Origin of the sequence: Pseudomonas entomophila, assembly GCF_023277925.1 — a bacterium.
GTDB lineage: Bacteria > Pseudomonadota > Gammaproteobacteria > Pseudomonadales > Pseudomonadaceae > Aquipseudomonas > Aquipseudomonas entomophila_D.
The window spans coordinates 5211235-5238098 of record NZ_CP063832.1 but is presented as its reverse complement, the minus strand read 5'-3'; the positions used below and the strand labels follow the sequence as shown (position 1 = coordinate 5238098).

Below are 26864 nucleotides of genomic sequence, written 5' to 3'. Positions count from 1 at the left end.
TTAGCCGACCTGTGAAAAAGTTAGAAAACCGGCGCTGAACGGTAGCACTTGGCCGCCAGCGCCGTTTTATTGACTCAGGCGGGCTTGCCCTGGGCGATGACCTCTTCCAGCCGCTCCTTCTCGGCTTCCTTGATCTCTTCCTCGCCGATCATCTCGGCGATCACCCGCAGGCGTTCCACCACCCGTGCGTTGACACTGCCTTCGGCGAACTCGCCCTTGTCGTCCAAGGCACCGGCCTCCTCGCCCACCAGCAGGCTCAGGGCTTCGTCGGCCTGGCTCACGGCGTAGACATGGAACTGCCCGGCCTCGACCGCCTGCAGCACGCGCTCGTCGAGCATCAGTGTGGCGACGTTTGCCCGCGGGATGATCACCCCTTGCTCACCGGTCAGCCCACGGGCCTCGCAGAGGCGGAAGAAACCTTCGATCTTCTCGTTCACCCCACCCACTGCCTGCACTTCACCGAACTGGTTGATCGAGCCGGTGATGGCGAAGCACTGCTTGAGCGGCGTGCGCGACAATGCCGAGATCAAGGTGCAGGCCTCACCCAGCGAGGCGCTATCGCCGTCGACGTAGCCGTACGATTGCTCCAGGGCGATGCTCGCCGAGATCGCCAGGGGGAATTCCTGGGCATAGCGGCTGCCCAGGTACCCGGTGAGGATCATCACGCCCTTGGAGTGGATCGGCTGCCCCAGGTTCACCTCGCGCTCGATGTCTACGATGCCGCTGCCGCCCGGGTAGACGGTGGCGGAGATCCGCGCCGGCATGCCGAACGCCGAGTCGCCGACCTCCAGCACGGTCAAGCCATTGCACTTGCCAATGGCCGCCCCTTCGGTGTCGATCAGGATGATGCCGGCGAGCATGTCGTCGAGCACCCGCTGCGACACGCGCCCGGTGCGCGTGGCCTTGGCCTTGAGCGCCCGTTCGATGTGCCCGGCATCGGTCATGGTTTCATTGGCCAGCTGGCGGATGAAGTCCGCCTCGCTGACCAGCTGGAACAGGTCGCCGATGCGTGCCGAAAGCCGGGACTGGTTCTCCGCCAGGCGTGCGCTGTAGGTGGCCAGGCGCGCCACCGCGTCGCTGGTCAGCGGCGCCATGCCCTCTTCGTTGGTGCGGGTGCGCAACAGCTGGGCGAACTGCTCCAGGTTCTCGTCGACCATGGGCATGTCTTCGTCGAAGTCGACCAGCACCCGGAACATCTCCTGGAAGTCCGAGTCGTGATCCTGTAGCGCGTAGTACAGCTGACGCGAACCGATGATCACCAGCTTGACGTTGAGCGGGATCATCTGCGGCGTGAGGCTGACCGTGGCGACCCGCCCCAGTTCGCCCAACGGCGACTCCATCTTCAGCTTGCGCGACTGCAGGGCGCGCTTGAGGGCGTCCCAGACGAACGGCTCACTGAGCATCTTCTCGGCTTCGAGAATCAGGAAGCCGCCGTTGGCACGGTGCAAGGCCCCCGCGCGCAACTGGCGATAAGAGGTGTACAACGCGCCCTGGTCGGTGCTGTATTCGATCCGCCCGAACAGGTTGTCGTAGGTCGGGTGCGGTTCGAACACCACGGGTGCGCCGCCCTTGTGGGGGTGCCCGACGACCAGGTTGGGGGCGTACTGCTCCTCGAGCATCTTGCGCGCCACGGCGTCGGTCTTGCTGTCGTCGACCAGTTGCTCGACCACGGTGCGCAGCAGGTTCAGCTGGACGGACTGCAGGTAGGCGCAAACCGCGGCGTTTTCCGCGTACTTCTGCGACAGCGGCGCCAGCAGGGGCTGTAAGGCCAGGGTAATGGTCTCTTCGTTGAGCTGGCGCAGTTGATTGTTCGACTCACGCTTCCATTGCGGCAGGCTCGACAGCTCTTCGTTCAAACGCTCCTCGAGCTCGGCGATGTCCTCGTGGAAGCGCTCACGCACCTCTTCCGGCAATTGGGCGAACTCGGCTTCGTCCAGCGCTTTGCCATCGCCCATCGGTGTGAAGGCGACGTTGCTGCTGTCGCGATACAGGGCCACGTCCCTTTCCAGCGAAGCGCGCTCGATGACATCCAGGGCACGGTCGTAGCGCTGGTTGAAGGCGCGGTCGATGGCGCTTTTCTTCTGCTGGTAGGAGGGGTGCTCGAACACCGCCGGGAAGGTCGCCAGCAGGTTGTCGATCAGCCCGTTCATGTCGCTGATGAACTCGTTGGCGCTGCCGGCCGGCAACTCCAGCGCGCGGGGCTCGCGAGATTCCTCGAAATTGTTCACGTAGAGCCAGTCGGCGGGCGTGTGCTGGCGCTTGCCTTCGGCTTTGAGATAACGCTTCACGAACGAGAACCGGCCAGTGCCCGGCTCGCCCATCACATAAACGTTGTAACCGGGGCGCGGCATGGCCACGCCGAACTGCAGGGCCTCGACGGCACGCTCCTGGCCCAGGACACCACGAAACGGCTCCAGATCATCGGTGTTGGAGAAGGCAAACTGTTCAGCGGAGAAACGCCGGGTCAGGGCTTCGGGCGCGAGACGCAGGCGCGAGGCGACAGGATCGGGCATTGGGTTTCCTTACTTCGGCGGGGCGGATGACCGCATTCTGGCGCTGCCAGCGCGCAGCGGCAAGGCTCCGCGGGACTTTATGTCGCTGTCCATCAAGGCCCGTCACGCAAGCAATTTTTCGCAATAAACAACGCAACCTTTGGATCGTGCCTAAACTCCAAACTGCGCGGGGGGCCGTAGGGCCTTTCCGACCTGGCAACCGCGTTGCCAGAACCCTGACCATTGGTATGCCACTTGAGAATGAGAACAACGCTATGAAACGGATTCTTCTGGGTACCCTGTTCGCCGCAGTCTCGATCAACGCCATGGCCGAAGCGCCGGGCGGCCCGAATTGCGGCTGGGGCAACATGCTGTTCGAGGGCCAGCGCGGTACACCGGCCCACTTCCTTGCTTCCACCACCAACGGCACCTCCGGCAACGCAACCTTCGGCATGACCTCGGGCACCAACGGCTGCTCGACCAAGGCCTCCCTCACCTATGGCGGCAAGTCCTGGTTCGCCATGAATGGCATGATGAACGAACTGTCCGAGGACATGGCCAAGGGCCAGGGCGAAGCCCTGACCACCTACGCCGTGGTCCTGGGCGTGGCACCTGAAGACCGCGCGCACTTCGCCGCCGTCACCCACGAGCACTTCCAGCAGATCTTCAGCAGCGCCAACGTGACGGCTGAAGCGGTCCACAGCAACACCCTGGCCGTGCTCAAGCGCGACCCGCAACTGGCCAAGTACGCCACCGAGGCTTGAGCCCCACGCCTCCCGCCCCGGCACCGGGGCGGGCTTGGCGATTCATCTTTCGGCATCATCAGGAAGTAGTTGCCCGACATGCTCAAACGCCTCGCATCCCTGGCGCTACTGGTCAGCGCCCCGCTTCACGCCGCACCACAGATCGACCCTGCCCGCGCGCAGCAGCTGGCGGCCACGCCCTACTGGATCGCCCTGGGCCACTACGAGACCGCCAAGCTCGGCGGTTGGCGCAGCTATGTGGATGACCCGCGCTTCTTCCTCGCCGAAGATGGCGCCCACCATCCCGACCAGGAGCTCGCGGCCACGGTGGCGGCGCTGTACGCCCCGGCGAGCCTCGGCGACAAGCACCCCCAATGCGTATTTCCGGCCCGCACCCGCTGGCTGCGCGAGCAATTGGCGCTGAACGACCTGCCTCGCCCGGACTGCCAGGAATTCAACACCTGGTACACGTCCATCGACCCGCACAGCACGGCGCTGATCTTCCCGGCCGCCTACCTCAACAGCCCTTCGTCGATGTTCGGCCACACGCTGCTGCGCATCGACCAGTCCAATACCCGCCGCGACGACACGACACTGCTGAGCTACGCGATCAACTTCGGTGCCTACATCGAAGGCAGCGACAACAGCATCCTCTACGCCTGGAAAGGCCTGATGGGCGGCTACCCGGGCCTGTTCGCGATGATGCCCTACCAGGAGAAACTCTCCGAGTACCGCAGCCTGGAGAACCGTGACCTGTGGGAGTACCAGCTGGACCTGACCCCGCAAGAGACCGGGCGCATGGTCGAGCATGTGTGGGAACTCAAGCAGATCAAGTTCGACTACTTCTTCTTCGACGAGAACTGCTCCTACCGCCTGCTGGAACTGCTGCAGGTGGCGCGCCCGAGCCTGGACCTGACTTCGCAGTTCCCGCTGACCGCCATCCCCACCGACACCGTCAAGGCGGTCAAGCAATCCGGGCTGGTCACCGACGTGCGCTACCGCCCCTCCCGCGAACGCGAGCTGCTGGCCCGCGCCGAACCACTTGACCACGCCGAGCAACAGCAAGTGCTGGCCATCAGCGCCGACACCGGCCATCTGCAAAGCCCCGACTTCACTGCCCTGCCCCGCGACCGTCAGGCGCTGGTGCAGGACGCCGCCTACCGCCTGGAGCGTTACCGGGCCAATGGCCAGGAGCGCGACGCCGGCCAGGCCGCGCGCAGCTTCGAGCTGCTCAAGGCGATCAACCGCAACCCGCCGCCGCCTCTGCAGATAGAGCGCCCGGGGCTGCCGGAAGACGGCCACCAGTCGCGCACCTGGCAACTGGGCGTGGGTACCCGCGAGGACCGCGCCTTCGCTGAATATGGCCTGCGCATGGCCTACCACGACCTCAACGACAACCTGTACGGTTTCCCGCTCGGCGCCCAGATCGAGATCCTCCAGCTCAAGCTGCGCCAGTACGAGGGCAACGACTGGCAGGTGCAGCGCCTGGACCTGGCCACCATCCGCTCGCTGACGCCACGCAACGCGCTGCTCAAACCGTGGTCGTGGCAGGTCGCCGGTGGGCTGGAACGGGTGCCGGGCAAGCATGCCGACGAGGTGCTGGTCAGCCACGTCAACGGCGGCGCCGGCGGAACCTGGCAACTGAGCGACGACCTGCTCGGCTTCGCCCTGGGGACGGTACGGGTGGAACACCACAACGACTTCGCCGAGTTCGTCTCGCCGGCGGCCGGGTTCAATGGTGGGCTGCTGTGGCGCAACGGGCTGGGCAACCTGACCCTGGAAGCCAAGGGTGACTATTTCACCAATGGCGAGGTGCGACGCAGCGTGAGCCTGAACCAGCAGTGGGAGATCAGCCAGAATCTCGGGCTGAGGTTGAGCGCTTCGCGGCAGTTCAGCCAGTTGGCTACGGCACAGAACGAGGTGATGCTGGAATTGAAGTGGTACCAGTACTGATGGTGCACCGGCAAGCCGGCTCCTACAGAGCACTTCGTAGGAGCTGGCTGGCCGGCGAACAGCCCCGCCGCGATCCTTCGACAGCGTTTTGACATCCCGCCAACAATTCCCCCCCTAGACTTTCCACCATCACGTCAAAGGTCTTGTGGATATGTCGCGGTACTGGTTGGGGCTGTGTGTCGCGTTGCTGCTGGCGGGTTGTGAAACCACCCACGAACAGATGGTCAATAAAGGCTACCCCCCCGCCTACGCCGACGGTTTCCAGGACGGCTGCAGCAGCGGTCGCCAGGCCGCCGGGCTGATGGCCGGCGACTTTCGCAAGGACGTCCCGCGCTACCTGCACAACCGCCAGTACGAAAGCGGCTGGGACGACGGTTTTCGCCAGTGTCACGCCATGCAGTCCAACGAAGACCTGCGCGAGTACCGCGAGCGCTACTGGGACGAGCGCGACCGCGAGTGGCAGCAGGAAAAGGACCGCGACGCCGCCCGTGCCTATCGTCGCAACTAGAGGTCGCAAACGGACAACCGCTGCAACCTGTGACCTGCCACCATGGTCTCCAGCACAAGGAGGCCCCGCATGAGCCGAGCATTCGTCAACGAGGACCAGGCCGCCGCCCAGGCCAGCCAGCCGGTGGAGCGGCGTGTCAGCGACCAGCCCAACTATGTGACCGCCAGCGGCCTGGCCCAGTTGCAGCAGCGCGTGGCCGCGCTGAAGGCACTGCACGGCGAACTGCTGGCCGAAGGCGATCGCACCGATCAGCAACGCCTGGCCGACACCGAGCGCGACCTGCGTTACTTCACGTCCCGTGTGCAGAGCGCACAACAGGTGCCTGCCGCCACGTCCACGCAGAAGGTGCAGATTGGCAGCCGGGTGCGGTTTGTCGATGAGGGTGGCCAGGAGCACCAGGTGCAACTGGTAGGTGAAGATCAGGCCGATGCCCTGCATGGGCTGATCAATTGGGGTTCGCCGTTGGGACGGGCGCTGCTGGGGGCCGGGCCAGGAGATGAAGTATTGTGGCGACGGCCTGCGGGAGATCAACGGATCGAGATCGTCTTGATCGAGCCTGAAGCATGAGCGCCCATTCGCCGGCAAGGCCGGCTCCTACAGGGACAGCGTCCATCCTGTAGGAGCCAGCCTTGCCGGCGAAAGGGCTGCGCAGCAGCCCCATGGTCCCCGAATCAGACCACGCCCTGCGCCAGCATGGCATCGGCGACTTTCACGAAGCCTGCGATGTTGGCGCCTTTCACATAGTTGATGCGGCCATCGGCCTCTTCGCCGTAATGCACGCAGGCATGGTGGATCGACTGCATGATGTGGTGCAACTTGCTGTCCACTTCACCAGCGGTCCACAGCAGGCGCATGGCGTTCTGCGACATTTCCAGGCCCGACACCGCCACGCCACCGGCATTGGAGGCCTTGCCAGGCGCGTAGAGAATGCCAGCCTCGATAAAGATATCCACAGCGTCGAGGGTGGTCGGCATATTGGCGCCTTCCGCCACGCAGATGCAGCCATTGCGCAGCAGGGTGCGGGCGTCTTCGGCGTTCAGCTCGTTCTGGGTGGCACACGGCAGCGCGATGTCGCACGCCAGGCTCCACGGCGTCTGGCCCTTGCGGAACTCCAGCCCGTAACGCCCGGCCAGCTCGCTGATGCGGCCTCGCTTGACGTTCTTCAGCGCCATCAGCGCCTCCCACTGCTCATCGTTCAGCCCGGCTTCGCAGAACAGGGTGCCTTCGGAGTCGGACAGCGAAATCACCTTGCCGCCCAGGTCCATCACTTTGCGCGCGGCATACTGGGCGACGTTGCCGGAGCCTGAGATGGCCACCCGGCGACCGTCGATCCGCTTGTCCTGGCGCTTGAGCATTTCTTCAGCGAAATACACGCAGCCGTACCCCGTGGCCTCGGGGCGAATCAGGCTGCCGCCGTAGGTCATGCCCTTGCCGGTCAACACCGAAGTGAACTGGTTGGCCAGGCGCTTGTACTGGCCGAACAGGAAACCGATCTCGCGGGCGCCGACACCGATGTCGCCGGCCGGCACATCCAGGTCCGCACCGATGTGCCGGTACAGCTCGCTCATGAACGCCTGGCAGAAGCGCATGACCTCGGCGTCGCTCTTACCCTTCGGATCGAAGTCCGAGCCACCCTTGCCGCCGCCCATGGGCAGCGACGTCAACGAGTTCTTGAACACCTGCTCGAAGGCGAGGAACTTGAGCACGCCCAGGTTCACCGACGGGTGGAAGCGCAGGCCGCCCTTGTACGGGCCGATGGCGCTGCTCATCTGGATGCGGTAGCCGCGGTTGACCTGGACCTTGCCCTGGTCATCGACCCAGGAAACGCGGAACAGCACCGCGCGCTCAGGCTCGACCATGCGTTCGAGGATGCCGGCTTCGAGGTAGTGGGGGTTTTGTTCGAGGAAGGGCCATAGGCTGCGCAGCACCTCCTCCACGGCCTGGTGGAACTCGGGCTGGGCCGGGTCGCGCTGTTGCAGACGAGCCAGGAAATGGTCGACGGATTCGATCATGGTAGACATCTCACCAAGAGGGATTGTTTTTGGTTTTTTCGGGAATGTACCAAGAACCAATCGCACTGGAACAGGGCGCAATGTCGTTTTTATGAAATTATTTGGTGCAATTTCTATAACTGTATACAAGATCAGAATCGCGTCGCCTTCTTCCGCGGATGAGTCCGCTCCTACAGGAAGGGCTGGCAATGCGGCACGTGCAGGAGCCGGCTTGCCGGCGAACAGCCCGAGAGCCAGGCACAAAAATGAGGCCCCGAAGGGCCCCATTCTTGTGCAACGAAAACCGGCTTACTGGGCCAGCTTCTTGTGACGCACACGGTGCGGCTGGGCAGCGGCGTCGCCCAGGCGCTTCTTGCGATCGGCTTCGTACTCGGTGTAGTTGCCTTCGAAGAACACCACGTTCGAATCGTCTTCGTACGCCAGGATGTGGGTCGCCACGCGGTCCAGGAACCAACGGTCGTGGGAGATCACGATGGCGGCGCCTGGGAAGTCCAGCAGGGCTTCCTCCAGCGAACGCAGGGTTTCGACGTCGAGGTCGTTGGACGGTTCGTCGAGCAGCAGGACGTTACCGCCCTCTTTCAGCGTCAGGGCCAGGTGCAGGCGGCCACGCTCACCGCCGGAGAGGTCCTTGACGAACTTCTGCTGGTCACCACCCTTGAAGTTGAAGCGGCCAACGTAGGTACGCGACGGGATCTCGTAGTTGCCGATGCGGATCTGGTCGGAACCGTCGGAGATCTGCTGGAACACGGTCTTGCTGCCGTCCAGGTCTTCGCGGCTCTGGTCGACGCAGGCCAGTTGCACGGTTTCGCCGATCTCGATGCTGCCCGAATCCGGCTGTTCTTTGCCCATCAACATGCGGAACAAGGTCGACTTGCCGGCACCGTTACCACCGATCACGCCGACGATCGCGCCTTTAGGCATGGCGAACGACAGGTTGTCGATCAGCACGCGGTCGCCATAGCCTTTGGAGACGTTCTTGAACTCGATGACCTTGTCACCCAGGCGTGGACCGGCCGGGATGTAGATCTCGTTGGTCTCGCTGCGCTTCTGGAACTCCTGCGACTGCATCTCTTCGAAGCGCTGCAGACGAGCCTTGGATTTGGACTGGCGGGCCTTGGCGCCTTTGCGCACCCATTCCAGTTCCTCTTTCATGGCTTTCTCGTGGGCGCTCTGCTGCTTGGATTCCTGCGCCAGACGCTCCGACTTGGCTTCCAGCCAGCCCGAGTAGTTGCCTTCGTACGGGATGCCCGCGCCGCGGTCCAGTTCGAGGATCCAGCCAGCGACGTTGTCGAGGAAGTAACGGTCGTGGGTGATCGCCACCACGGTGCCGGGGAAGTCGTGCAGGAAGCGCTCCAGCCAGGCCACCGAGTCGGCGTCCAGGTGGTTGGTCGGTTCGTCCAGCAGCAGCATGTCGGGCGCCGACAGCAGCAGGCGGCACAGGGCCACGCGGCGTTTCTCGCCACCGGACAGGTGTTCGATGCGGGCATCCCAGGCCGGCAGGCGCAGGGCGTCGGCGGCGACGTCCAGCTGGCGCTCCAGGTTGTGGCCGTCGGCGGCCTGCAGGATGGCCTCGAGCTTGGCCTGCTCAGCGGCCAGCTTGTCGAAGTCGGCGTCGGGGTCGGCGTAGGCGGCGTAGACCTCGTCCAGGCGGGCCTGGGCGTCCTTGATCACGCTGACCGCCTCCTCGACCACTTCACGCACGGTCTTGCTCGGGTCCAGCTGCGGCTCCTGGGGCAGGTAGCCGACGTTGATGTCGGGCATCGGACGGGCTTCGCCGTCGAATTCCTTGTCGACGCCCGCCATGATCCGCAGCAGGGTCGATTTACCCGCGCCGTTCAGGCCCAGCACGCCAATCTTGGCGCCCGGGAAGAACGACAGGGAAATGTTCTTGAGAATTTCCCGCTTCGGCGGCACGACCTTGCTCAGCCGATGCATGGTGTAGACGTATTGAGCCAAAACCAAGCCCTCTATCAGATAGGTAAAGACATCGACGTTCGCCCCGGCCAGGTGACCAGGGGGATGTGTTTACGGGGTGTCATTGAACAAAGTGGGCCATTCTACGCCAAGTCGTGGCGTTGCACAGATGGCTAGATGGCGGCGCCGTTCGATGGCCATCGCGGGTCAAGCCCGCGATGGCGGTGGCGCAGGCTCAGACGTGCGCTTGCTTGGCCTTGCCACGCGGCAGGCGGCAACGGTCCGATTGCTCGGCCAAGCGCGCGGCCCAGGCAGCCTTGACGCTGAAGCCGCCGCTGCGGGCGGCCTTCTCGACGGCCTTGGCTGGTTTGGCGGCAGGTGCGCGGGTCACCTTGGTCGCCGGCTTGGCTGCGACTGCAGCCGGCTGCGCAGCCGCCTTGGCGGTCTTGCGCAGTTCGGCCAGCGATGGCGTCTTGTTCTTCGAGGCGGCCGCCTCCGGCTTGGCCAGCGAGCGCTGGCAGGTCTTGCAGGACACGTCCTCGGCCACGGCAGTGCTGACCAGCGTCTCACTGCTGCGCCCACAGGCGGAATCGAGGCCATTGGTGGAATAGTGGGTAACCAAAACCGTACTTCTCCGATGCGTTGACTATTTGAAGCGGGCGGCATTCTCGCACAGGTCGCAGGGTCTTGCCGAACCGGCATGACCGGCTGCACCTCGGCTGGAGACACGCGGACTGGCACTTTGCCATATTTGAAGGCATTCTAGGCGGCTTCACTTGTGCGGCTTATAGTGCGCCCGACACGCGCGGCACGCGCCATGCATGCACCGTGAAACACCCCCCTGCCATCGTCAGCCAAATCGCAGGACCCAACGCTTGACCAATCTCACGCACTCGTCACCCCTGCGCCCTGCCAACTCATCGGCCGGCACACACCTGCGTGGCTCGCTCAAGGGGGCGTTGGCCCTGTTGGCCCTGGTTTTGCTGGGGTTGCTGCTGTGGCAATTGTTCACCCAGTTCCGTCACACCCAGGCCGACCTGCGCCAGCAAAGCCTGGCGACCAGCGCCGAGCTGGCCGACCATCTGGGCCTGAACATGGCACTCAAGGCCCAGCAGGCGCTGAACCTGGTCCAACCCTACGTCAAACCTCCGGCGCCCGCCGCCCTGCCCAGCCTCTTCGCGACACTGCGCGCGCACCTCCCCGCGCTGCGTCATATGGCCTGGCTGGACAGCTCCGGGCAGGTGCGCAGCGACACCCTCGACGGCAGCCCCGACCGCCAGATGATTGACGAGATCCTGCAACTGAACCAGGGTCGCGTCTATTTCTACAGCAACGCGCCCGACAACCAGCTGGTCTACCTGCTGTTGCGCCAAAGCGCCGAGCAGGATCGCGGCTACTGGCTGCTGCGGCTGAGCCCTGCCTATTACAAGGAGCTGACCCAGCATCTGGACGCCTCGGGCCACCCTTCGTGGCTGCTGGAAAACAGTCGCAACGGCAAGGTCATCGAACGCCACGGCACGCAACCGACCAGCAACGAGCCGTTGCAGAGCGTGATGCTGGCCTTCATCGACAACAGTACCTGGCAACTGCGCGGCCTGTTCGACGCAGGCCTGGCCCGCGACAAGCTGCTCCCGGCGCTGATCGGCAAGTGTGTGCTGGTGCTGTTCTGCGCCCTGCTGCCGGTGCTCGCCCTGATCAACATGCGCCGTCGCCAGCGCGCCCTGCAGGAAGACCGTCGACGCTACCAGGAGATCTTCGAAGGCACAGGCGTAGCCCTGTGCGTGCTCGACCTGTCCAGCCTGCCCGGCCAGCTCGACCGCTACCACCTGCGCAATCACGCGGCCCTGCGCCACAGCCTGGCCCTGGACGCCAGCCTGCGGCGTTCGCTGCTGGCTGAGCTGAAGATCACCGAGATCAACCAGGTAGCCCGCCAGTTGCTCAACGTCGACTGCCACCAGGGGGCCTGGCAGCGCCTGATCGAGGGCAGTGGCGACGGTCGCGACAGTGTCGGCATGCAACTGATCGACGCGTTGATCGAGGCACGTGAGCAGCTTGAGCTGGAGGTACGCCTCCCCGCGCCGCTGGGCGGCGAGCTGCACCTGTGGCTGATGGTGCGCATGCCCCGGCAACGTCGCGACTACCAAGCGGTGATCCTGAGCATCAGCGACATCACCAGCCGCAAGCAGGTGGAGTTGTCCCTGCTCGAGCGCGAGAGTTTCTGGTCGGACGTGGTACGTACCGTGCCCGACCAGCTTTACGTGCAGGACGTGCAGAGCCAGCGGATGATCTTCAGCAACCGCCACCTCGGCCAGACCCTGGGCTACGACCGCGCCGAGCTGGCACAGATGGGCGAACGCTTCTGGGAGTTACTGCTGCACCCCGAGGACGCCGCGCACTACCGCGCCCTGCGCCAGCAACAGCTGAACACCAGTTACGGCCAGTCGCTGCATTGCCAGTTGCGCTTCCGTCACCGTGATGGCGGCTGGCGCTGCTACGACATCCGCGAGCAGGTGCTGACCCGCGACAGCGACGACCTGGTCACCCGCATCATCGGCGTGGGCAAGGACGTCACGGTGCAGATCGAGGCCAGTGAGTCGCTGCGTGACAGCGAGCAGCGCTACCGCATGCTCGCCGAGAGCATCAGCGACGTGATCTTCTCCACCGACAACCAGCTGCGGCTCAACTATGTCAGCCCCTCAGTGCTGGCGGTGCTGGGCTACCAGGCCGAATGGATCTTCGCCAATGGCTGGCAGTCGATCATCGCCAACCCCGCCCAGCTCAGCGGCGCCTATGACCTGATCGAACGGGTCAGCAAGGCACAGGGTAACGCCGAACAACTGGCGCAGTTGCGCACCACCCTGCCCACGCAGCTGTTCCTGTTCGACTGCCTGCGCGCCGATGGCCGCAAGATCCCCATTGAACTGCGCCTGGTGCTGGTGTGGGACGAACACGAGCGTTTCGAGGGCGTGCTGGGCGTGGGCCGTGACATCAGCCAGCAGCGCCGGGCCGAGAAAGACCTGCGCATGGCGGCCACGGTGTTCGAACACTCCACCTCGGCCATCCTGATCACCGACCCGGCCGGCTACATCGTCCAGGCCAACGAAGCATTCAGCCGGGTCAGCGGCTACGCCGTCGCCGAAGTGCTCGACCAACTGCCCGGCATGCTCACCGTCGAGCAGCAACAGGACGCGCACCTGGGCTACGTGCTCAAGCAGCTCAACCAGCGCGGCAGTTGGGAGGGCGAAGTGTTCCTCAAGCGCCGTAACGGCGAGCACTACCCAGCGTGGGTGGGCATCACCGCGGTGCTCGACGACGAAGGCGACCTGGCCAGCTATGTGTGTTTCTTCACCGACATCAGCGAACGCAAGGCCAGCGAACAACGTATCCACCGCCTGGCCTACTACGACGCCCTGACCCACCTGCCCAACCGCACGCTGTTCCAGGACCGCCTGTACACCGCCCTGCAGCAGGCCGAGCGGCAGAAGGCCTGGGTGGTGCTGATGTTCCTCGACCTCGACCGCTTCAAGCCGATCAACGACTCCCTTGGCCACGCTGCGGGCGATCGCATGCTCAAGGACATGGCCGAGCGCCTGCTGGCCTGTGTCGACAACGACGACACCGTGGCGCGCATGGGTGGCGACGAATTCACCCTGCTGCTGCAACCGAAAGCCACCCGCGAACTGGCGCTCAACCGTGCCATCCACGTGGCCGAGCACATCCTCGACAGCCTGGTGACCCCCTTCGTGCTGGAGAACCGCGAGTTCTTCGTCACCGCCAGTATCGGCATCGCCCTCAGCCCGCAGGACGGCAGCGAGCTGAGCCAACTGATGAAGAACGCCGACACCGCCATGTACCACGCCAAGGAGCGCGGCAAGAACAACTTCCAGTTCTACCAGGCCGACATGAACGCCAGCGCCCTCGAGCGCCTGGAGCTGGAGAGCGACCTGCGCCACGCCCTGGAGCAGAACGAGTTCATCCTCTACTACCAGCCGCAGTTCAGCGGCGACGGCAAGCGCCTGACCGGCGCCGAAGCCCTGCTGCGCTGGCGCCACCCGACCCGCGGCCTGGTACCGCCTGGCGACTTCATCCCGGTGATCGAGGAGCTGGGCCTGGTGGTGGATGTCGGCGACTGGGTGCTGCGCGAGGCCTGCCGCCAGCTCAAGGCCTGGCACAAGGAGAAGGTGCGGGTCCCGAAAGTGTCGGTGAACATCTCCGCGCGGCAGTTCTCCGACGGCCAGCTGGGCACACGGATCGCGACCATCCTGGAAGAAACCGGCCTGCCCCCGGCGTGCCTGGAGCTGGAGCTGACCGAAAGCATCCTGATGCGCGAAGTCAATGAAGCCATGCAGATCCTCGACAGCCTGAAGAACCTCGGCCTGAGCATCGCGGTCGACGACTTTGGTACCGGCTATTCATCGCTCAACTACCTCAAGCAGTTCCCCATCGACGTGCTGAAGATCGACCGCACCTTCGTCGACGGCCTGCCCGAGGGCGAACAGGACGCACAGATCGCCCGGGCGATCATCGCCATGGCCCACAGCCTGAACCTGGCGGTGATCGCCGAGGGCGTGGAAACCCATGAACAGCTGGAGTTCCTGCGCGAGCACGGTTGCGACGAAGTGCAGGGCTACCTGTTCGGCCGGCCGATGCCGGCCAACCAGTTCGAGGCGCAGTTCAGCAACGAAACGCTGTTCATGTTCCAGTAACCGCCCGGTATCACACGATCCCTGTAGGAGCGGCCTTGAGCCGCGAAAGGGCTGCGCAGCAGCCCCAGGGTTCAGTGTTGAGGCGAAGATCGCCGGGGCCGCTTTGCGGCCCTTTCGCGGCTCAAGGCCGCTCCTACAGGGTGCGGTGCCGAAGCGGAAAAAACGGACCCGAAAGTCAACTCGAGCCCAGACACGGCGCGGGTTGCAACATGAAGGCCATTGGTCCGCGACTTGATGCCACTTCATATGCCAGCGGCGAATCAATCGGTTAGAATGCCCCCCCAATTCAGCCCGATCCTTGAGGACCGCCATGTTCAGCCGTGATTTGACCATTGCCAAGTACGACGCCGAGCTCTTCGAAGCCATGCAGCAAGAAGCCCTGCGCCAGGAAGAGCATATCGAGCTGATCGCTTCGGAAAACTACACCAGCCCGGCGGTCATGGAGGCCCAGGGTTCGGTTCTGACCAACAAGTACGCCGAAGGTTACCCAGGCAAGCGCTACTACGGTGGCTGCGAGTACGTCGACGTGGTCGAGCAACTGGCCATCGACCGCGCCAAGGAGCTGTTCGGCGCCGACTACGCCAACGTCCAGCCGCACGCTGGCTCCCAAGCCAACGCCGCTGTCTACCTCGCGCTTCTGTCGGCCGGTGACACCATCCTGGGCATGAGCCTGGCCCACGGTGGTCACCTGACCCACGGCGCCAGCGTTTCCTCCTCGGGCAAGCTGTACAACGCCATCCAGTACGGCATCGACGCCAACGGCCTGATCGACTACGACGAAGTCGAAGCGCTGGCCCTGGAGCACAAGCCGAAGATGATCGTCGCCGGCTTCTCCGCCTACTCGCAGGTCCTGGACTTCCCACGCTTCCGCGCCATCGCCGACAAAGTCGGTGCCTACCTGTTCGTCGACATGGCCCACGTGGCTGGCCTGGTCGCCGCTGGCGTGTACCCGAACCCGGTTCCGTTCGCCGACGTCGTCACCACCACCACCCACAAGACCCTGCGCGGTCCACGTGGTGGCCTGATCCTGGCCCGTGCCAACGCCGACATCGAGAAGAAGCTGAATTCCGCCGTCTTCCCAGGCGCCCAAGGCGGCCCGCTGGAGCACGTCATCGCCGCCAAGGCGATCTGCTTCAAGGAAGCCCTGCAGCCTGAGTTCAAGGCTTACCAGCAGCAAGTCGTGAAGAACGCCCAGGCCATGGCCGAAGTGTTCATCGAGCGTGGTTTCGACGTCGTTTCCGGCGGCACCCAGAACCACCTGTTCCTGCTGTCGCTGATCAAGCAGGAAATCTCCGGTAAGGACGCCGACGCCGCCCTGGGCAAGGCTTTCATCACCGTCAACAAGAACTCGGTACCCAACGACCCACGCTCCCCGTTCGTCACCTCGGGCCTGCGTTTCGGCACCCCTGCCGTCACCACCCGTGGCTTCAAAGAGGCCGAGTGCCGCGAGCTGGCTGGCTGGATCTGCGACATCCTGGCCGACCTGAACAACGAAGCGGTGATCGACGCCGTGCGTGAGAAGGTCAAGGCCATCTGCAAGAAGCTGCCGGTTTACGGCAACTGATTGGCAGCCAACTGATGTAAAAAAGCCCGGCCATGTGCCGGGCTTTTTCATTGCGCTACCCCCCTAGGAGCCGGCTTGCCGGCGCACACCAGCCTCAAGCTCGACTCACGCCTCGGTCAAAGCCTCGAACCCTGCCCGGATCGTCTCCTCCGGAAGCTCATCGGCGATGAACACCATCAAGCTTTCCCGCGCTTCGCCGTCCTTCCACTCGGCGTCCCAATCAAAGCCATAGAGCTTGAGCACCCCTTGGAACACCAGGCGGCGGTCCTCGCCGGCAATGTTCAGCACGCCCTTGTAGCGCAGCAGCTGCTTGCCATGCGCCTCCAGCAACTCGTTCATGAAGTCGCTGAGGCGGTCGATGTTCAATGGCGTCCCGGTGCGCAATACCAACGTCGATATGCGGTCCGGGGTGGTCGGCTTGAGCACAGGGCGCAATGCCGGCTTTAGGCTGATACCCAGCTCCGGGTTGAGGTTGAACCCCCGTACATCGAGCAGCTCGGCCAGGTCGATACGGCCATGCTCGACCACACGGATCGCCGCGCGGCCATTGATGCGGGCCAGGCGCTCGCGCAGGGCATCGAGCGCCTGCGGCTCGACCAGGTCGGTCTTGCTCAGCAGCAGTCGGTCGGCAAAACCCACCTGAGCCTGGGCGATGGCCTGGGTCAGGTGTAGTTCGGCGTGGGCCGCATCGACCAGGGTGACGATGCCGTCGAGCAGGTAACGATCACGCAGGTCTTCCTCGATGAAGAAGGTCTGCGCCACCGGCGCCGGATCAGCCAGGCCGGTGCATTCGATGACCAGGCGATCGAAAGCGATCTCGCCAGCATCAAGCCGTTCGAGCAGCAGGTACAGCGCACGGGTCAGGTCGCCATGGATACTGCAGCACACGCAGCCGTTGGCCAGGGTCATCACCTGCACCGGTTCGTCACCGAGCAACTGGCTGTCGATGCCGGCCTCGCTGAACTCGTTCTCGATCACGGCGATCTTCAGGCCGTGCTCGGCCTTGAGCATGTATTTGAGCAATGTGGTCTTACCGGCGCCAAGGAAGCCGGTCAGCACGGTAACGGGAATGGGCGTTTGCACGCAGAAATCTCCTTGGAGCTGAAAATGACAGTGGGAGCCCGGTTGCCCGGGCTCCCACTGAGTCACGCATGTCGCGGGTTCAACAGCACTTTGGCCCGGACTTGCCACCATAACGCGCTTCCTGGCGTTCGCGGAAGAACGCCTCGTAGCTCATCACCGGCTTGTCCGGATGCTTGGTGCGCATGTGTTCGACATAGTTGTCGTAGTCGGGCATGCCGACCATCAGGCGGGCTGCCTGCCCCAGGTACTTACCCAGTCGACCCAGGTCATTGAACATCACTGCGATCCTCTCAAGCGTCAGGCAGGGCCTGGAACGGAGTTTCCTTGTCGGTGCGCTCCTTGCGGCCCAGAGCGGCCAGGCCGACCTTGACGGCGAAGAACAGCACGCTGAACACCACCATCAGGAACAGCACGGTCAAGCCGGCGTTGGTGTAGGCGTTGAAGATCACGTGCTGCATCTGCCCGATATCCTTGGCCGGGGCCAGTACCTGGCCGGCGTCCAGCGCGGTGCTGTACTTCTTGGCCAGGGCCAGGAAGCCTACGGCCGGGTTCGGATCGAACAGCTTGATCAGGCCTGCGGTGGTGGTACAGATCAGCAGCCACACGGCTGGCAACAGGGTGACCCAGACATAGCGCTGGCGCTTCATCTTGATCAGCACCACGGTGCCGAGCATCAGGGCGATACCGGCGAGCATCTGGTTGGAGATGCCGAACAGCGGCCAGAGCGTATTGATGCCGCCCAGCGGGTCGATCACGCCCTGGTACAGCAGGTAGCCCCACAGCGCCACGCAACCCGCGGTGCCGATCAGGTTGGCGGTCCACGACTCGGTGCGTTTCAGGGCCGGCACAAAGCTGCCCAGCAGGTCCTGCAACATGAAGCGACCGGCACGGGTACCCGCGTCCACCGCGGTGAGGATGAACAGCGCCTCGAACAGAATCGCGAAGTGGTACCAGAACGCCATGGTGTTCTCACCCGGCAATACCTGGTGCAGGATCTGCGCGATACCCACCGCCAGCGTCGGCGCACCACCGGCACGGGCCAGGATGGTGTGCTCGCCGATGTCACGGGCGGTGGCCTCGAGCTGCTCGGGGGTGATCATGAAGCCCCAACTGCTGACCGTCTGCGCCACCGACGCGACGTCGGCACCGACCACTGCGGCCGGGCTGTTCATGGCGAAGTACACGCCCGGCTCGATCACCGAGGCGGCGACCATGGCCATGATGGCGACGAACGACTCCATCAGCATGCCGCCGTAGCCGATGTAGCGGGCGTTGGCTTCGTTATCCAGCAGTTTGGGCGTGGTGCCCGAAGAGATCAGCGCATGGAAGCCGGACACCGCACCACAGGCGATGGTGATGAACAGGAACGGGAACAGGGTGCCCTTCCATACCGGGCCCGTGCCATCGGTGAACTGTGTCAGCGCCGGCATTTTAAGCTCGGGCGCGATGACCAGGATGCCGATCGCCAGGCCGACGATGGTGCCAATCTTGAGGAAGGTCGACAGGTAGTCACGCGGCGCCAGCACCAGCCACACCGGCAACACGGCGGCGACGAAGCCGTAGCCCACGAGCATCCAGGTGATCTGCACACCGGTGAAGGTGAATGCCGGGCCCCACACCGGATCCGCGGCGATCTGGCCCCCCAGCCAGATCGACAGCAGCAGCAGGACCACACCGACGACCGAGATCTCGCCGATGCGCCCCGGACGGATGTAGCGCATGTAGATACCCATGAACATCGCGATCGGGATGGTCGCCATCACCGTGAACATCCCCCATGGGCTCTCGGCCAGGGCCTTGACCACGATAAGCGCCAGCACCGCGAGGATGATGATCATGATCAGGAAGCAGCCGAACAGGGCGATGGTGCCGGGGATACGGCCCATCTCCTCACGGACCATGTCGCCCAGCGACCGGCCGTTGCGGCGGGTGGACAGGAACAGGACCATGAAGTCCTGCACCGCGCCAGCCAGCACCACGCCGGCGATCAGCCACAATGTGCCGGGCAGGTAGCCCATCTGCGCCGCGAGCACCGGGCCCACAAGCGGGCCGGCACCAGCAATGGCGGCAAAGTGATGGCCGAAGAGGATGTGCTTGTTGGTCGGGACGTAGTCCAGGCCATCATTGTTGAGTACCGCGGGCGTGGCCCGGCGAGGATCGAGCTGCATCACCTTGGTGGCGATGAACAGGCTGTAGTAACGGTAGGCAACCAGGTAGATGGCCACTGCCGCGACCACGATCCACAAGGCGTTGATTGCCTCACCGCGACGCAGGGCGACCACACCCAGCGCGCAGGCCCCTATGACTGCCAGCGCCAGCCACGGAATGTGGCGTAGCAGGCTATTATTGTTGTTCATGGTTTACTTCCAGCTGGTGGATTGGAAAAGACCGCCCATCGAGTCTAGGGCGAGTCAATGCGCATTGCCACACTTGCTTTGGTCTAGAGCCTCTGCGGCCAGATTGCGGTACCTGATAAAACGCCACAATTAACTATAGTCAGGTTGAACCCCCGAGGGCCTTTCCCATGAGCGATCACGACGAACGCCGCCGTTTCCAACGCATCGCCTTCGATGCCCCCGCCGAGCTGCGCCAGGGAGAACGCCGCTGGCCTGCGAAGCTTCTCGACCTGTCGCTCAAGGGGCTGCTCATAGAGCGTCCGGATCCTTGGGAGCCCGACCTATCCCAGGATTTCGAAGCAATCATCCATCTGGCACCCGATGTCGCGCTGGAAATGCTGATCGAACTGCGTCACGAAGAAGCGACCAAGCTTGGCTTCATTTGCCTCAAGATCGATATCAACTCGGCCACTCACCTGCACCGTCTTGTGGAACTGAACCTGGCAGACCGCCCTGAAATGATGCGCGAGCTGCGCGAACTCATCGAAGATTGATATCTCTTAGCCTGCTAACAATCTGGCTGTGACAGCTTTCCTGTCCAGCCAGACAGCTTCCATCCCCCGCCGCACACGTTTGTACACACCCCTCTAGAACAGCTCCGTGCATGTTGGAACGCAACGTGCATCCAGGTTTTTCGCACCCTGGAAGCACCTATGCCGACGCTACGATCAAAACTTTGTATACAATTCTTGTGGCAATGTTTTGTAAGACTTGTCTACAGTAGCGGCACAACAATAAACAGAGAGCCTGCTCCAATGACCACGTCCCCCAGCACGTCTCCCGCCCCGCGCCCCGAGGACGAAAATCTCGGCCTCGGCGCCAACCTGGCCTACGGGCTGCAACATGTCCTGACCATGTACGGAGGGATCGTCGCCGTCCCGCTGATCCTGGGCCAGGCTGCCGGCCTGGGCCCCGCGGAGATCGGCCTGCTGATCGCCGCCTCGCTGTTCGCGGGTGGCCTGGCGACATTGCTGCAAACCCTTGGCCTGCCGTTCTTCGGCTGCCAGCTACCGCTGGTGCAGGGGGTGTCGTTCGCTGGCGTGGCAACCATGGGCGCCATCATCAGCAGTGAGGGCGGCGGCGGGCTGCAAGGCGTACTTGGCGCGGTCATGGCGGCGTCATTGATCGGTTTTCTGATCACACCCGTGTTCTCGCGCATCACCAAGTTCTTCCCGCCCCTGGTGACCGGTATCGTCATCACCACCATCGGCCTGACCCTCATGCCCGTGGCCGCGCGCTGGGTGATGGGTGGCAACAGCGCCTCGCCCGAGTTCGGCAGCGTGGCCAACATTGGCCTGGCGGCATTGACCTTCGCCATCGTCCTGCTGCTGAGCAAGCTGGGCAACGCGACCATCTCGCGCCTGTCGATCCTGCTGGCGATGGTGGTCGGTACCCTGATCGCCTGGGCATTGGGCATGACCGACTTCAGCAAGGTCAGCGAAGGCCCGATGTTTGCCTTCCCCAGCCCGTTCCATTTCGGTATGCCGACGTTCCACATCGCCGCGATCCTGTCGATGTGCATCGTGATCATGGTGACCCTGGTGGAAACCTCCGCGGACATCCTCGCGGTCGGCGAGATCATCGACACCAAAGTCGACTCCAAGCGCCTGGGCAATGGCCTGCGCGCCGACATGGCGTCGAGCATACTGGCGCCGATCTTCGGTTCGTTCACTCAAAGCGCGTTCGCCCAGAACGTCGGCCTGGTGGCCGTGACCGGCGTGAAGAGCCGCTACGTGGTGGCCACCGGTGGCGTGATCCTGGTAGTGCTGGGCCTGTTACCGGTAATGGGCCGGGTCATCGCCGCGGTACCAACCCCCGTGCTGGGCGGCGCCGGCATCGTGCTGTTCGGCACCGTGGCCGCCAGCGGCATCCGCACCTTGTCCAAGGTCAGCTACAAGAACAACGTCAACCTGATCATCGTTGCCGCCTCGCTGGGCTTCGGCATGATCCCGATCGCGGCGCCGACCTTCTACCACAACTTCCCGAACTGGTTCGAAACCATCTTCCACTCGGGCATCAGCTCCGCGGCGATCATGGCCATCCTGCTGAACCTGATCTTCAACCACTTCACCACCGGCAACTCGGACCAGCAGTCGGTATTCGCCGCCGCCTATGAGCGCACCATCAACTACGCGGACATTTCCGCGCTGCGCGATGGCGACTACTTCAAGGATGGCAAGCTGTTCGACGCCGATGGCAACGAAGTCCCGGTGATGGAAGTGAACAGCGAAGGCGAGCCTGTCCGGCGACGGGAAACGGCCACCGAGCACTGAGCAGGCGACCAATGAAAAGCCCCGGCACATGCCGGGGCTTTTGCTTGAAAGGTGGCCAAGTCCCTTTGGCCGACGGGACATCCCTTACTCGGCTTTCAGGCCATCAGCCGAGACGGCCTGCACGCCTTTGATCTTCTTGGCGATGGCAACCGCCATGTCCTTCTGGGCATCGGTAATGGCCACGTCCGAGGACAGGGACACGACGCCTTTGTTGGTTTCAACCTTGATGTCACTGCCTGGCACGCCTTTCTCGGTCATCAGGTCAGCCTTCACCTTGGTAGTGATCCAGGTATCGGAGGTAGCCTCCTTGGCTTTGGTCACCTCACCGGCCGCCAGCGTCATCGGGGCCTGGGTGGACTGTTGGGCGAACGCCGCATTAGCCAGGGTCAGGGTCAGAGCGGTAGCAGTAGCGGCAGCAATGGCGAACTTCTTCATGTGAGTCACTCCTGTTTTTCGAAAGGTCTGCGCCGTGAATCCTGGCGACAGGTATGAAGGGAGTTGCACGCGCTGTGCCAGCTTTGGATTTTTATAAAATCACTTAACAATCAATAACTTATTAAATTAAACATGCCCATAGGATCGTGCAATCTGCAATGCGGCTGAAAAAACGATGTGCAAGATGCATGTTCGCAAGCAGCTTTCGGCCCGTTCGCCTGTAGGAGCGGCTTTAGCCGCGATGCAAACACCACGGTGTCTGGCACCCGCTTCGCGGGTGATCGCGGCTAAAGCCGCTCCTACAGAGGTCGTATCACTGGTACCGATCCTGTTCGGCGTCGTAGATAAAGTCCTTGCGCTCGAATAATGCCTCGCCGCCTGGGTTGGAGGTTCGGTTTGGCGGCACGTACGCGGTAATGGAGGCTTCCTCACATGCCTGGAATTGTTGGCCATTCGAGGATCAGTTCCTCCAGCGAGACCGGGAACAGACTGGTCTGGCTGCGAGACTCTCCTTGGACATAGCCCATAACGAAAAATGCTCCGTATCTTCCGATACGGAGCATTCTCTTAAAGGGCCGGGCAGATTGCTAGGTTTTCACACAGTCTGCGAAGGGCCCTTTCCTGTTACGCGTCAGTCGCTCAGACGCCCGAAGCCTTGGCAGCGGCAACGTCCTTGATCGACAGCTTGATACGGCCGCGGTTGTCCACGTCCAGTACCAGCACTTCGACTTCCTGACCTTCCTTCAGCACGTCGGTGACTTTCTCGACGCGAGCATCGCTCAGCATGGAGATGTGCACCAGGCCGTCCTTGCCCGGCAGGATGTTGACGAAGGCGCCGAAGTCGACGATGCGCTCGACCTTACCGACATAGATCTTGCCGATCTCGGCCTCAGCGGTAATACCCAGGATGCGTTGCTTGGCAGCGTCCGCGGCTTCCTTGGTTTCGCCGAAGATCTTGATCGAACCGTCGTCCTCGATATCGATCGAGGCCTTGGTTTCTTCGCAGATGGCGCGGATGGTGGCGCCACCTTTACCGATGACGTCACGGATCTTGTCGGTGTCGATCTTCATCGCGATCATGGTCGGGGCGTTGGCCGACAGTTCGGTACGCGACTCGCCGATGATCTGGTTCATCTGGCCGAGGATGTTCAGGCGCGCTTCCAGGGCCTGGCCCAGGGCGATTTCCATGATCTCTTCGGTGATGCCGTTGATCTTGATGTCCATCTGCAGCGCGGTGACGCCCTTGGCGGTACCGGCTACCTTGAAGTCCATGTCGCCCAGGTGGTCTTCGTCACCCAGGATGTCGGTCAGCACGGCGAACTTGTCACCTTCCTTGACCAGGCCCATGGCGATACCGGCAACCGGCGCCTTCATCGGTACACCGGCGTCCATCAGGGCCAGGGATGCGCCACAGACCGAAGCCATGGAGCTGGAGCCGTTGGATTCGGTGATTTCCGACACCACGCGGATGGTGTACGGGAACACGTCGGCGGCCGGCAGCATGGCCTGGACCGAACGGCGGGCCAGACGGCCGTGGCCGATTTCGCGACGGCCGGCACCGCCCATGCGGCCACACTCGCCCACCGAGAACGGCGGGAAATTGTAGTGCAGCATGAAGGGGTCTTTCTTCTCGCCTTCGAGGGTGTCCAGCAGCTGGGCGTCACGGGCAGTACCCAGAGTCGCGACGACCAGGGCCTGAGTTTCGCCACGGGTGAACAGTGCCGAACCGTGGGTCTTGGGCAGAACGCCGACTTCAATGTTCAGCGGACGTACGGTCTTGGTGTCGCGGCCGTCGATACGTGGCTTGCCGTTGACGATGTTTTCGCGAACGGTGCGGTATTCGATTTCACCGAAGATGTCTTTGACTTCACTGGCCGATGGCTGGCCTTCCTCACCGGAAAACTTGGCAACCGCCTGGTCGCGCAGCTCACCCAGGCGCGCATAACGGTCGGCCTTGACGGTGATGGTGTAGCCCTGGGAGACCGCCTCGCCGAACTCGGCGCGAATGGCGTCGAACAGCGCGGAGTTCTTATCAGCCGGTTTCCAGTCCCAGGTCGGCTTGGCGGCTTCGGCGGCCAGCTCTTTGACCGCTTTGATCACGGCCTGGAATTCGTCGTGGGCGAACAGTACGGCGCCCAGCATCTGGTCTTCGGTCAGCTCTTGGGCTTCCGACTCAACCATCAGCACGGCGGACTCAGTACCGGCAACGACCATGTCCAGGCTCGAGGCAGCCAGTTGCTCATAGGTTGGGTTCAGCAGGTAGCCGGTGCTTTCGTGGAAGGCAACACGGGCGGCGCCGATCGGGCCTTCGAACGGGATGCCCGAGATGGCCAGGGCAGCCGAGGTACCAATCATCGCGGCGATGTCCGGATCGGTCTTCTTGCTGGTCGAAACGACGGTGCAGACGACCTGGACTTCATTCATGAAGCCTTCAGGGAACAGCGGACGGATCGGACGGTCGATCAGACGCGAGGTCAGGGTTTCTTTTTCGGAAGGACGGCCTTCACGCTTGAAGAAACCACCCGGGATCTTGCCAGCGGCGTAGGTCTTTTCCTGGTAGTGCACGGACAGCGGGAAGAAGCCCTTGCCCGGGTCAGCTTGCTTGGCGCCGACCACGGTCACCAGCACGGTGACGTCGTTGTCGACGGTGACCAGCACAGCGCCGGTGGCCTGACGGGCAATACGGCCCGTTTCGAGCGTAACGGTCGATTGACCGAACTGGAATGTCTTGATTACCGGGTTCACGGTTTCCTACCTTTTTCAGTGGCTCTTGGGGGAACTGGTTCTTGCGAATTCTTGGGCAGAACGGGGAATCGGCCCCATTGACCGTCCAGATACAACACGAGGCTGGGAGCCTGGCGCCGGGCGGATGAACCGCACGGCGAACCAGGCTGCCAACCTCGCAGATCGCGCGGCGTGCCCAACGGCGACGCTGACAGGCAGCGATGCCGAAGAATGCGACACACCATGCAACACCACTGGCCAGGCCGCTATTAGCGACGCAGGCCCAGGCGACCGATCAGGGCGCTGTAACGAGTGGTGTCCTTGCCCTTCAGGTAGTCCAGCAGCTTACGACGCTGGTTGACCATACGGATCAGACCACGACGGGAGTGGTGGTCTTTTTCGTTGGCCTTGAAGTGGCCTTGCAGCTTGTTGATGTTGGCGGTCAGCAGAGCAACCTGCACTTCCGGGCTACCGGTATCGCCGGCGGCTTGCTGGTAATCGGCAACGATCTGAGCTTTTTCTTCGACGCTGAGGGCCATTTGGCTTCTCCTGATAAACGGATCCCGCGAGCGGGGTCCAATAGGCCAGGGACAAGATCCCTGTATTAATAAAAAGAGGCATGACCGTGCCTACTGACAGCCATCCTCGATTCCGCAGGACGGGGCCGAAGCCTCGCCCTGTGGTTTCGGTCATTCAGACCGAATCAGCCGACGCGGCGCAATGCGCCCGTCTTCGCTCACTTCACCGATACCGATGAAGCGACCATTGTGATCCTGTACGCGGACCATGCCAAACTGCGGTGCGTCCGGTGCACGTACCGCCTGGCCATGCAGCCAGTAGAACGCGCTGTGCTCGGACAACAACACCAGTGGCCAGTCCTGCAGCCCGCTGTCGGAAGGCATCAGGAAGCGATCGAGCGCTTCGTTGCCACCTTCAGAATGAGCCTGTTCGAGTTCCTCGAGCGTCACGGTCTGTGCCAGCGCGAAAGGCCCGGCCTGGGTGCGACGCAGTTCGGCGACGTAGGCTCCACAGCCCAGCGCCTCACCGATATCCTCGACCAGCGTGCGGATATAGGTGCCTTTGCTGCATCCAACCGACAGCCGCGCACGGGTACCTTCGTGCTCAAGCAACTCCAAGCGGCCAATAGTAACAGAACGCGCCTCGCGCTCCACTACCTCTCCTGCACGCGCCAGCTTGTAAAGCGGCTGGCCATCACGCTTGAGCGCCGAGTACATCGGCGGTACCTGCAGGATGTCACCCCGAAAACGCGGGATCACGGCCTCGATATCGGCGCGACCAACGGTCACTTCGCGAGTCTGCAGGACTTCACCCTCGGCGTCCGCGGTGGTGGTGGTCTGCCCCATCTGCATGACCGTCTCGTAGCCCTTGTCGGAATCGAGCAGGTACTGGGAGAACTTGGTCGCTTCACCGAAGCACAGCGGCAGCACGCCGGTGGCCAACGGGTCGAGGCTGCCGGTATGGCCGGCCTTTTCCGCGTTGAGCAACCAGCGGACCTTCTGCAAGGCGGCGTTGGAGGTGAACCCCAATGGTTTGTCGAGCAGGATGATGCCGCTGACATTGCGGCGGATACGTTTGACCTGGGCCACCGCTTACTCCTTGGCGTCCAGCTCGTCGGCATCCTTGTGCAGGCGGTCTTCGGCCACTGCACGCTCGATCAGCGCCGACAGGTGGACACCACGGCTGACGCTTTCATCGAAGTGGAAGTGCAGTTGCGGCACGCTGCGCAGTTGCATGACGCGGCCCAGGTGCAGGCGCAGGAAGCTCGCGGCACTGGTGAGGGCCTTGAGGGTCTGCGGCACGGCATCGGTGCCATCCTGCCCCATGACCGTGATGAAGACCTTGGCGTGGCCAAGGTCACGGCTGACGTCGACTGCGGTGATGGTCACCAGGCCGACGCGCGGATCTTTGACTTCACGGCGGATCAGTTCGGCCAGCTCACGCTGCATCTGATCGCCGATGCGTTGGGTACGGCTATATTCTTTTGCCATTCTTGCTACCTGTAACGTAAAGCGGCAAACGCCCGGTCAGGCTGAAGCCTGA

Annotated in this window: 20 protein-coding genes; 8 read left to right on the top strand and 12 right to left on the bottom strand. The window is 63.2% G+C overall.

The genetic code is table 11. The features are described 5' to 3' along the window. Positions 1-74 precede the first annotated feature (74 nt). Positions 75-2513, bottom strand: coding sequence for a Lon protease family protein (locus tag IM733_RS23210; protein ID WP_248918642.1), 2439 nt, complete (start codon positions 2511-2513; stop codon positions 75-77). Positions 2514-2767: 254 nt separating this feature from the next. Between IM733_RS23210 and IM733_RS23205 the strand changes: the two genes are divergently transcribed. The 4 genes from IM733_RS23205 to IM733_RS23190 all read left to right on the top strand — a co-directional run bounded on the left by IM733_RS23205 (position 2768) and on the right by IM733_RS23190 (position 6263). Next, positions 2768-3256, top strand: coding sequence for a DUF3015 domain-containing protein (locus IM733_RS23205; protein ID WP_011532160.1), 489 nt, complete (start codon positions 2768-2770; stop codon positions 3254-3256). Between the two features lie 78 nt (positions 3257-3334). Beyond that, positions 3335-5188, top strand: a complete 1854-nt coding sequence (locus tag IM733_RS23200) for an Lnb N-terminal periplasmic domain-containing protein (RefSeq protein WP_248918641.1) — start codon at positions 3335-3337, stop codon at positions 5186-5188. A gap of 151 nt (positions 5189-5339) precedes the next feature. Next, a complete protein-coding gene (locus IM733_RS23195; RefSeq protein WP_248918640.1) occupies positions 5340-5696 on the top strand; it encodes a hypothetical protein in 357 nt (118 codons plus the stop codon). 69 nt (positions 5697-5765) lie between these two features. Then, on the top strand, positions 5766-6263 hold the full coding sequence (locus tag IM733_RS23190; RefSeq protein WP_248918639.1) for a GreA/GreB family elongation factor: 498 nt from the start codon (positions 5766-5768) through the stop codon (positions 6261-6263). 104 nt (positions 6264-6367) lie between these two features. On the opposite strand, the gene gdhA is transcribed toward IM733_RS23190, so the two are convergent. The 3 genes from gdhA to IM733_RS23175 all read right to left on the bottom strand — a co-directional run bounded on the left by gdhA (position 6368) and on the right by IM733_RS23175 (position 10244). Further along, positions 6368-7708, bottom strand: a complete 1341-nt coding sequence (gene gdhA, locus IM733_RS23185; protein ID WP_248918638.1) for an NADP-specific glutamate dehydrogenase — start codon at positions 7706-7708, stop codon at positions 6368-6370. A gap of 288 nt (positions 7709-7996) precedes the next feature. Then, positions 7997-9664, bottom strand: coding sequence for an energy-dependent translational throttle protein EttA (ettA, locus tag IM733_RS23180; protein ID WP_248918637.1), 1668 nt, complete (start codon positions 9662-9664; stop codon positions 7997-7999). 193 nt (positions 9665-9857) lie between these two features. Continuing rightward, entirely contained in the window at positions 9858-10244 is a 387-nt protein-coding gene (locus IM733_RS23175; protein ID WP_248918636.1) for a hypothetical protein, read from the bottom strand. Between the two features lie 253 nt (positions 10245-10497). Between IM733_RS23175 and IM733_RS23170 the strand changes: the two genes are divergently transcribed. Together IM733_RS23170 and glyA are read left to right on the top strand one after the other, a co-directional pair. Further along, on the top strand, positions 10498-14328 hold the full coding sequence (locus IM733_RS23170) for a sensor domain-containing protein (RefSeq protein WP_248918635.1): 3831 nt from the start codon (positions 10498-10500) through the stop codon (positions 14326-14328). 310 nt (positions 14329-14638) lie between these two features. Continuing rightward, the gene (glyA, locus tag IM733_RS23165) at positions 14639-15892 is read left to right on the top strand and encodes a serine hydroxymethyltransferase (RefSeq protein WP_248918634.1); all 1254 of its coding nucleotides are present in this window, start codon (positions 14639-14641) and stop codon (positions 15890-15892) included. 105 nt (positions 15893-15997) lie between these two features. On the opposite strand, the gene yjiA is transcribed toward glyA, so the two are convergent. The 3 genes from yjiA to IM733_RS23150 all read right to left on the bottom strand — a co-directional run bounded on the left by yjiA (position 15998) and on the right by IM733_RS23150 (position 19332). Continuing rightward, entirely contained in the window at positions 15998-16975 is a 978-nt protein-coding gene (gene yjiA / locus IM733_RS23160) for a GTPase (RefSeq protein WP_248918633.1), read from the bottom strand. Between the two features lie 79 nt (positions 16976-17054). Continuing rightward, entirely contained in the window at positions 17055-17252 is a 198-nt protein-coding gene (locus IM733_RS23155) for a YbdD/YjiX family protein (RefSeq protein ID WP_248918632.1), read from the bottom strand. A gap of 13 nt (positions 17253-17265) precedes the next feature. Beyond that, positions 17266-19332 carry a carbon starvation CstA family protein gene (locus tag IM733_RS23150; protein ID WP_248918631.1) on the bottom strand — a complete coding sequence of 689 codons (2067 nt, stop codon included), beginning with the start codon at positions 19330-19332 and terminating at the stop codon, positions 17266-17268. A gap of 167 nt (positions 19333-19499) precedes the next feature. Here IM733_RS23150 and IM733_RS23145 point away from each other — a divergent pair, with 167 nt between their 5' ends. Continuing rightward, positions 19500-19865, top strand: a complete 366-nt coding sequence (locus tag IM733_RS23145; RefSeq protein WP_248918630.1) for a PilZ domain-containing protein — start codon at positions 19500-19502, stop codon at positions 19863-19865. Between the two features lie 261 nt (positions 19866-20126). Further along, positions 20127-21644, top strand: a complete 1518-nt coding sequence (locus IM733_RS23140) for a nucleobase:cation symporter-2 family protein (RefSeq protein ID WP_248918629.1) — start codon at positions 20127-20129, stop codon at positions 21642-21644. A gap of 84 nt (positions 21645-21728) precedes the next feature. On the opposite strand, the gene IM733_RS23135 is transcribed toward IM733_RS23140, so the two are convergent. The 5 genes from IM733_RS23135 to rbfA all read right to left on the bottom strand — a co-directional run bounded on the left by IM733_RS23135 (position 21729) and on the right by rbfA (position 26812). Further along, a complete protein-coding gene (locus IM733_RS23135) occupies positions 21729-22079 on the bottom strand; it encodes a BON domain-containing protein (RefSeq protein ID WP_011532146.1) in 351 nt (116 codons plus the stop codon). A 639-nt stretch (positions 22080-22718) separates the two neighbouring features. Next, positions 22719-24824, bottom strand: a complete 2106-nt coding sequence (gene pnp, locus IM733_RS23130; RefSeq protein ID WP_248918628.1) for a polyribonucleotide nucleotidyltransferase — start codon at positions 24822-24824, stop codon at positions 22719-22721. A gap of 248 nt (positions 24825-25072) precedes the next feature. Next, positions 25073-25342: a 30S ribosomal protein S15 gene (rpsO, locus tag IM733_RS23125; RefSeq protein ID WP_029613930.1), complete on the bottom strand. Its 270-nt coding sequence runs from the start codon at positions 25340-25342 to the stop codon at positions 25073-25075. A gap of 150 nt (positions 25343-25492) precedes the next feature. Further along, a complete protein-coding gene (gene truB / locus IM733_RS23120; RefSeq protein ID WP_248918627.1) occupies positions 25493-26410 on the bottom strand; it encodes a tRNA pseudouridine(55) synthase TruB in 918 nt (305 codons plus the stop codon). A gap of 3 nt (positions 26411-26413) precedes the next feature. Then, the gene (gene rbfA, locus IM733_RS23115; RefSeq protein ID WP_050706985.1) at positions 26414-26812 is read right to left on the bottom strand and encodes a 30S ribosome-binding factor RbfA; all 399 of its coding nucleotides are present in this window, start codon (positions 26810-26812) and stop codon (positions 26414-26416) included. Positions 26813-26864 lie beyond the last annotated feature (52 nt).

Excerpts from the sequence above, each read along its gene's own strand:
- IM733_RS23210 (WP_248918642.1), bottom strand. The coding sequence starts at position 2,513 with ATGCCCGATCCTGTCGCCTCGCGCCTGCGTCTCGCGCCCGAAGCCCTG.
- IM733_RS23205 (WP_011532160.1), top strand. The coding sequence starts at position 2,768 with ATGAAACGGATTCTTCTGGGTACCCTGTTCGCCGCAGTCTCGATCAAC.
- IM733_RS23200 (WP_248918641.1), top strand. The coding sequence starts at position 3,335 with ATGCTCAAACGCCTCGCATCCCTGGCGCTACTGGTCAGCGCCCCGCTT.
- IM733_RS23195 (WP_248918640.1), top strand. The coding sequence starts at position 5,340 with ATGTCGCGGTACTGGTTGGGGCTGTGTGTCGCGTTGCTGCTGGCGGGT.
- IM733_RS23190 (WP_248918639.1), top strand. The coding sequence starts at position 5,766 with ATGAGCCGAGCATTCGTCAACGAGGACCAGGCCGCCGCCCAGGCCAGC.
- gdhA (WP_248918638.1), bottom strand. The coding sequence starts at position 7,708 with ATGATCGAATCCGTCGACCATTTCCTGGCTCGTCTGCAACAGCGCGAC.
- glyA (WP_248918634.1), top strand. The coding sequence starts at position 14,639 with ATGTTCAGCCGTGATTTGACCATTGCCAAGTACGACGCCGAGCTCTTC.
- IM733_RS23155 (WP_248918632.1), bottom strand. The coding sequence starts at position 17,252 with ATGTTCAATGACCTGGGTCGACTGGGTAAGTACCTGGGGCAGGCAGCC.
- IM733_RS23150 (WP_248918631.1), bottom strand. The coding sequence starts at position 19,332 with ATGAACAACAATAATAGCCTGCTACGCCACATTCCGTGGCTGGCGCTG.
- IM733_RS23145 (WP_248918630.1), top strand. The coding sequence starts at position 19,500 with ATGAGCGATCACGACGAACGCCGCCGTTTCCAACGCATCGCCTTCGAT.
- IM733_RS23140 (WP_248918629.1), top strand. The coding sequence starts at position 20,127 with ATGACCACGTCCCCCAGCACGTCTCCCGCCCCGCGCCCCGAGGACGAA.
- IM733_RS23135 (WP_011532146.1), bottom strand. The coding sequence starts at position 22,079 with ATGAAGAAGTTCGCCATTGCTGCCGCTACTGCTACCGCTCTGACCCTG.
- rpsO (WP_029613930.1), bottom strand. The coding sequence starts at position 25,342 with ATGGCCCTCAGCGTCGAAGAAAAAGCTCAGATCGTTGCCGATTACCAG.
- rbfA (WP_050706985.1), bottom strand. The coding sequence starts at position 26,812 with ATGGCAAAAGAATATAGCCGTACCCAACGCATCGGCGATCAGATGCAG.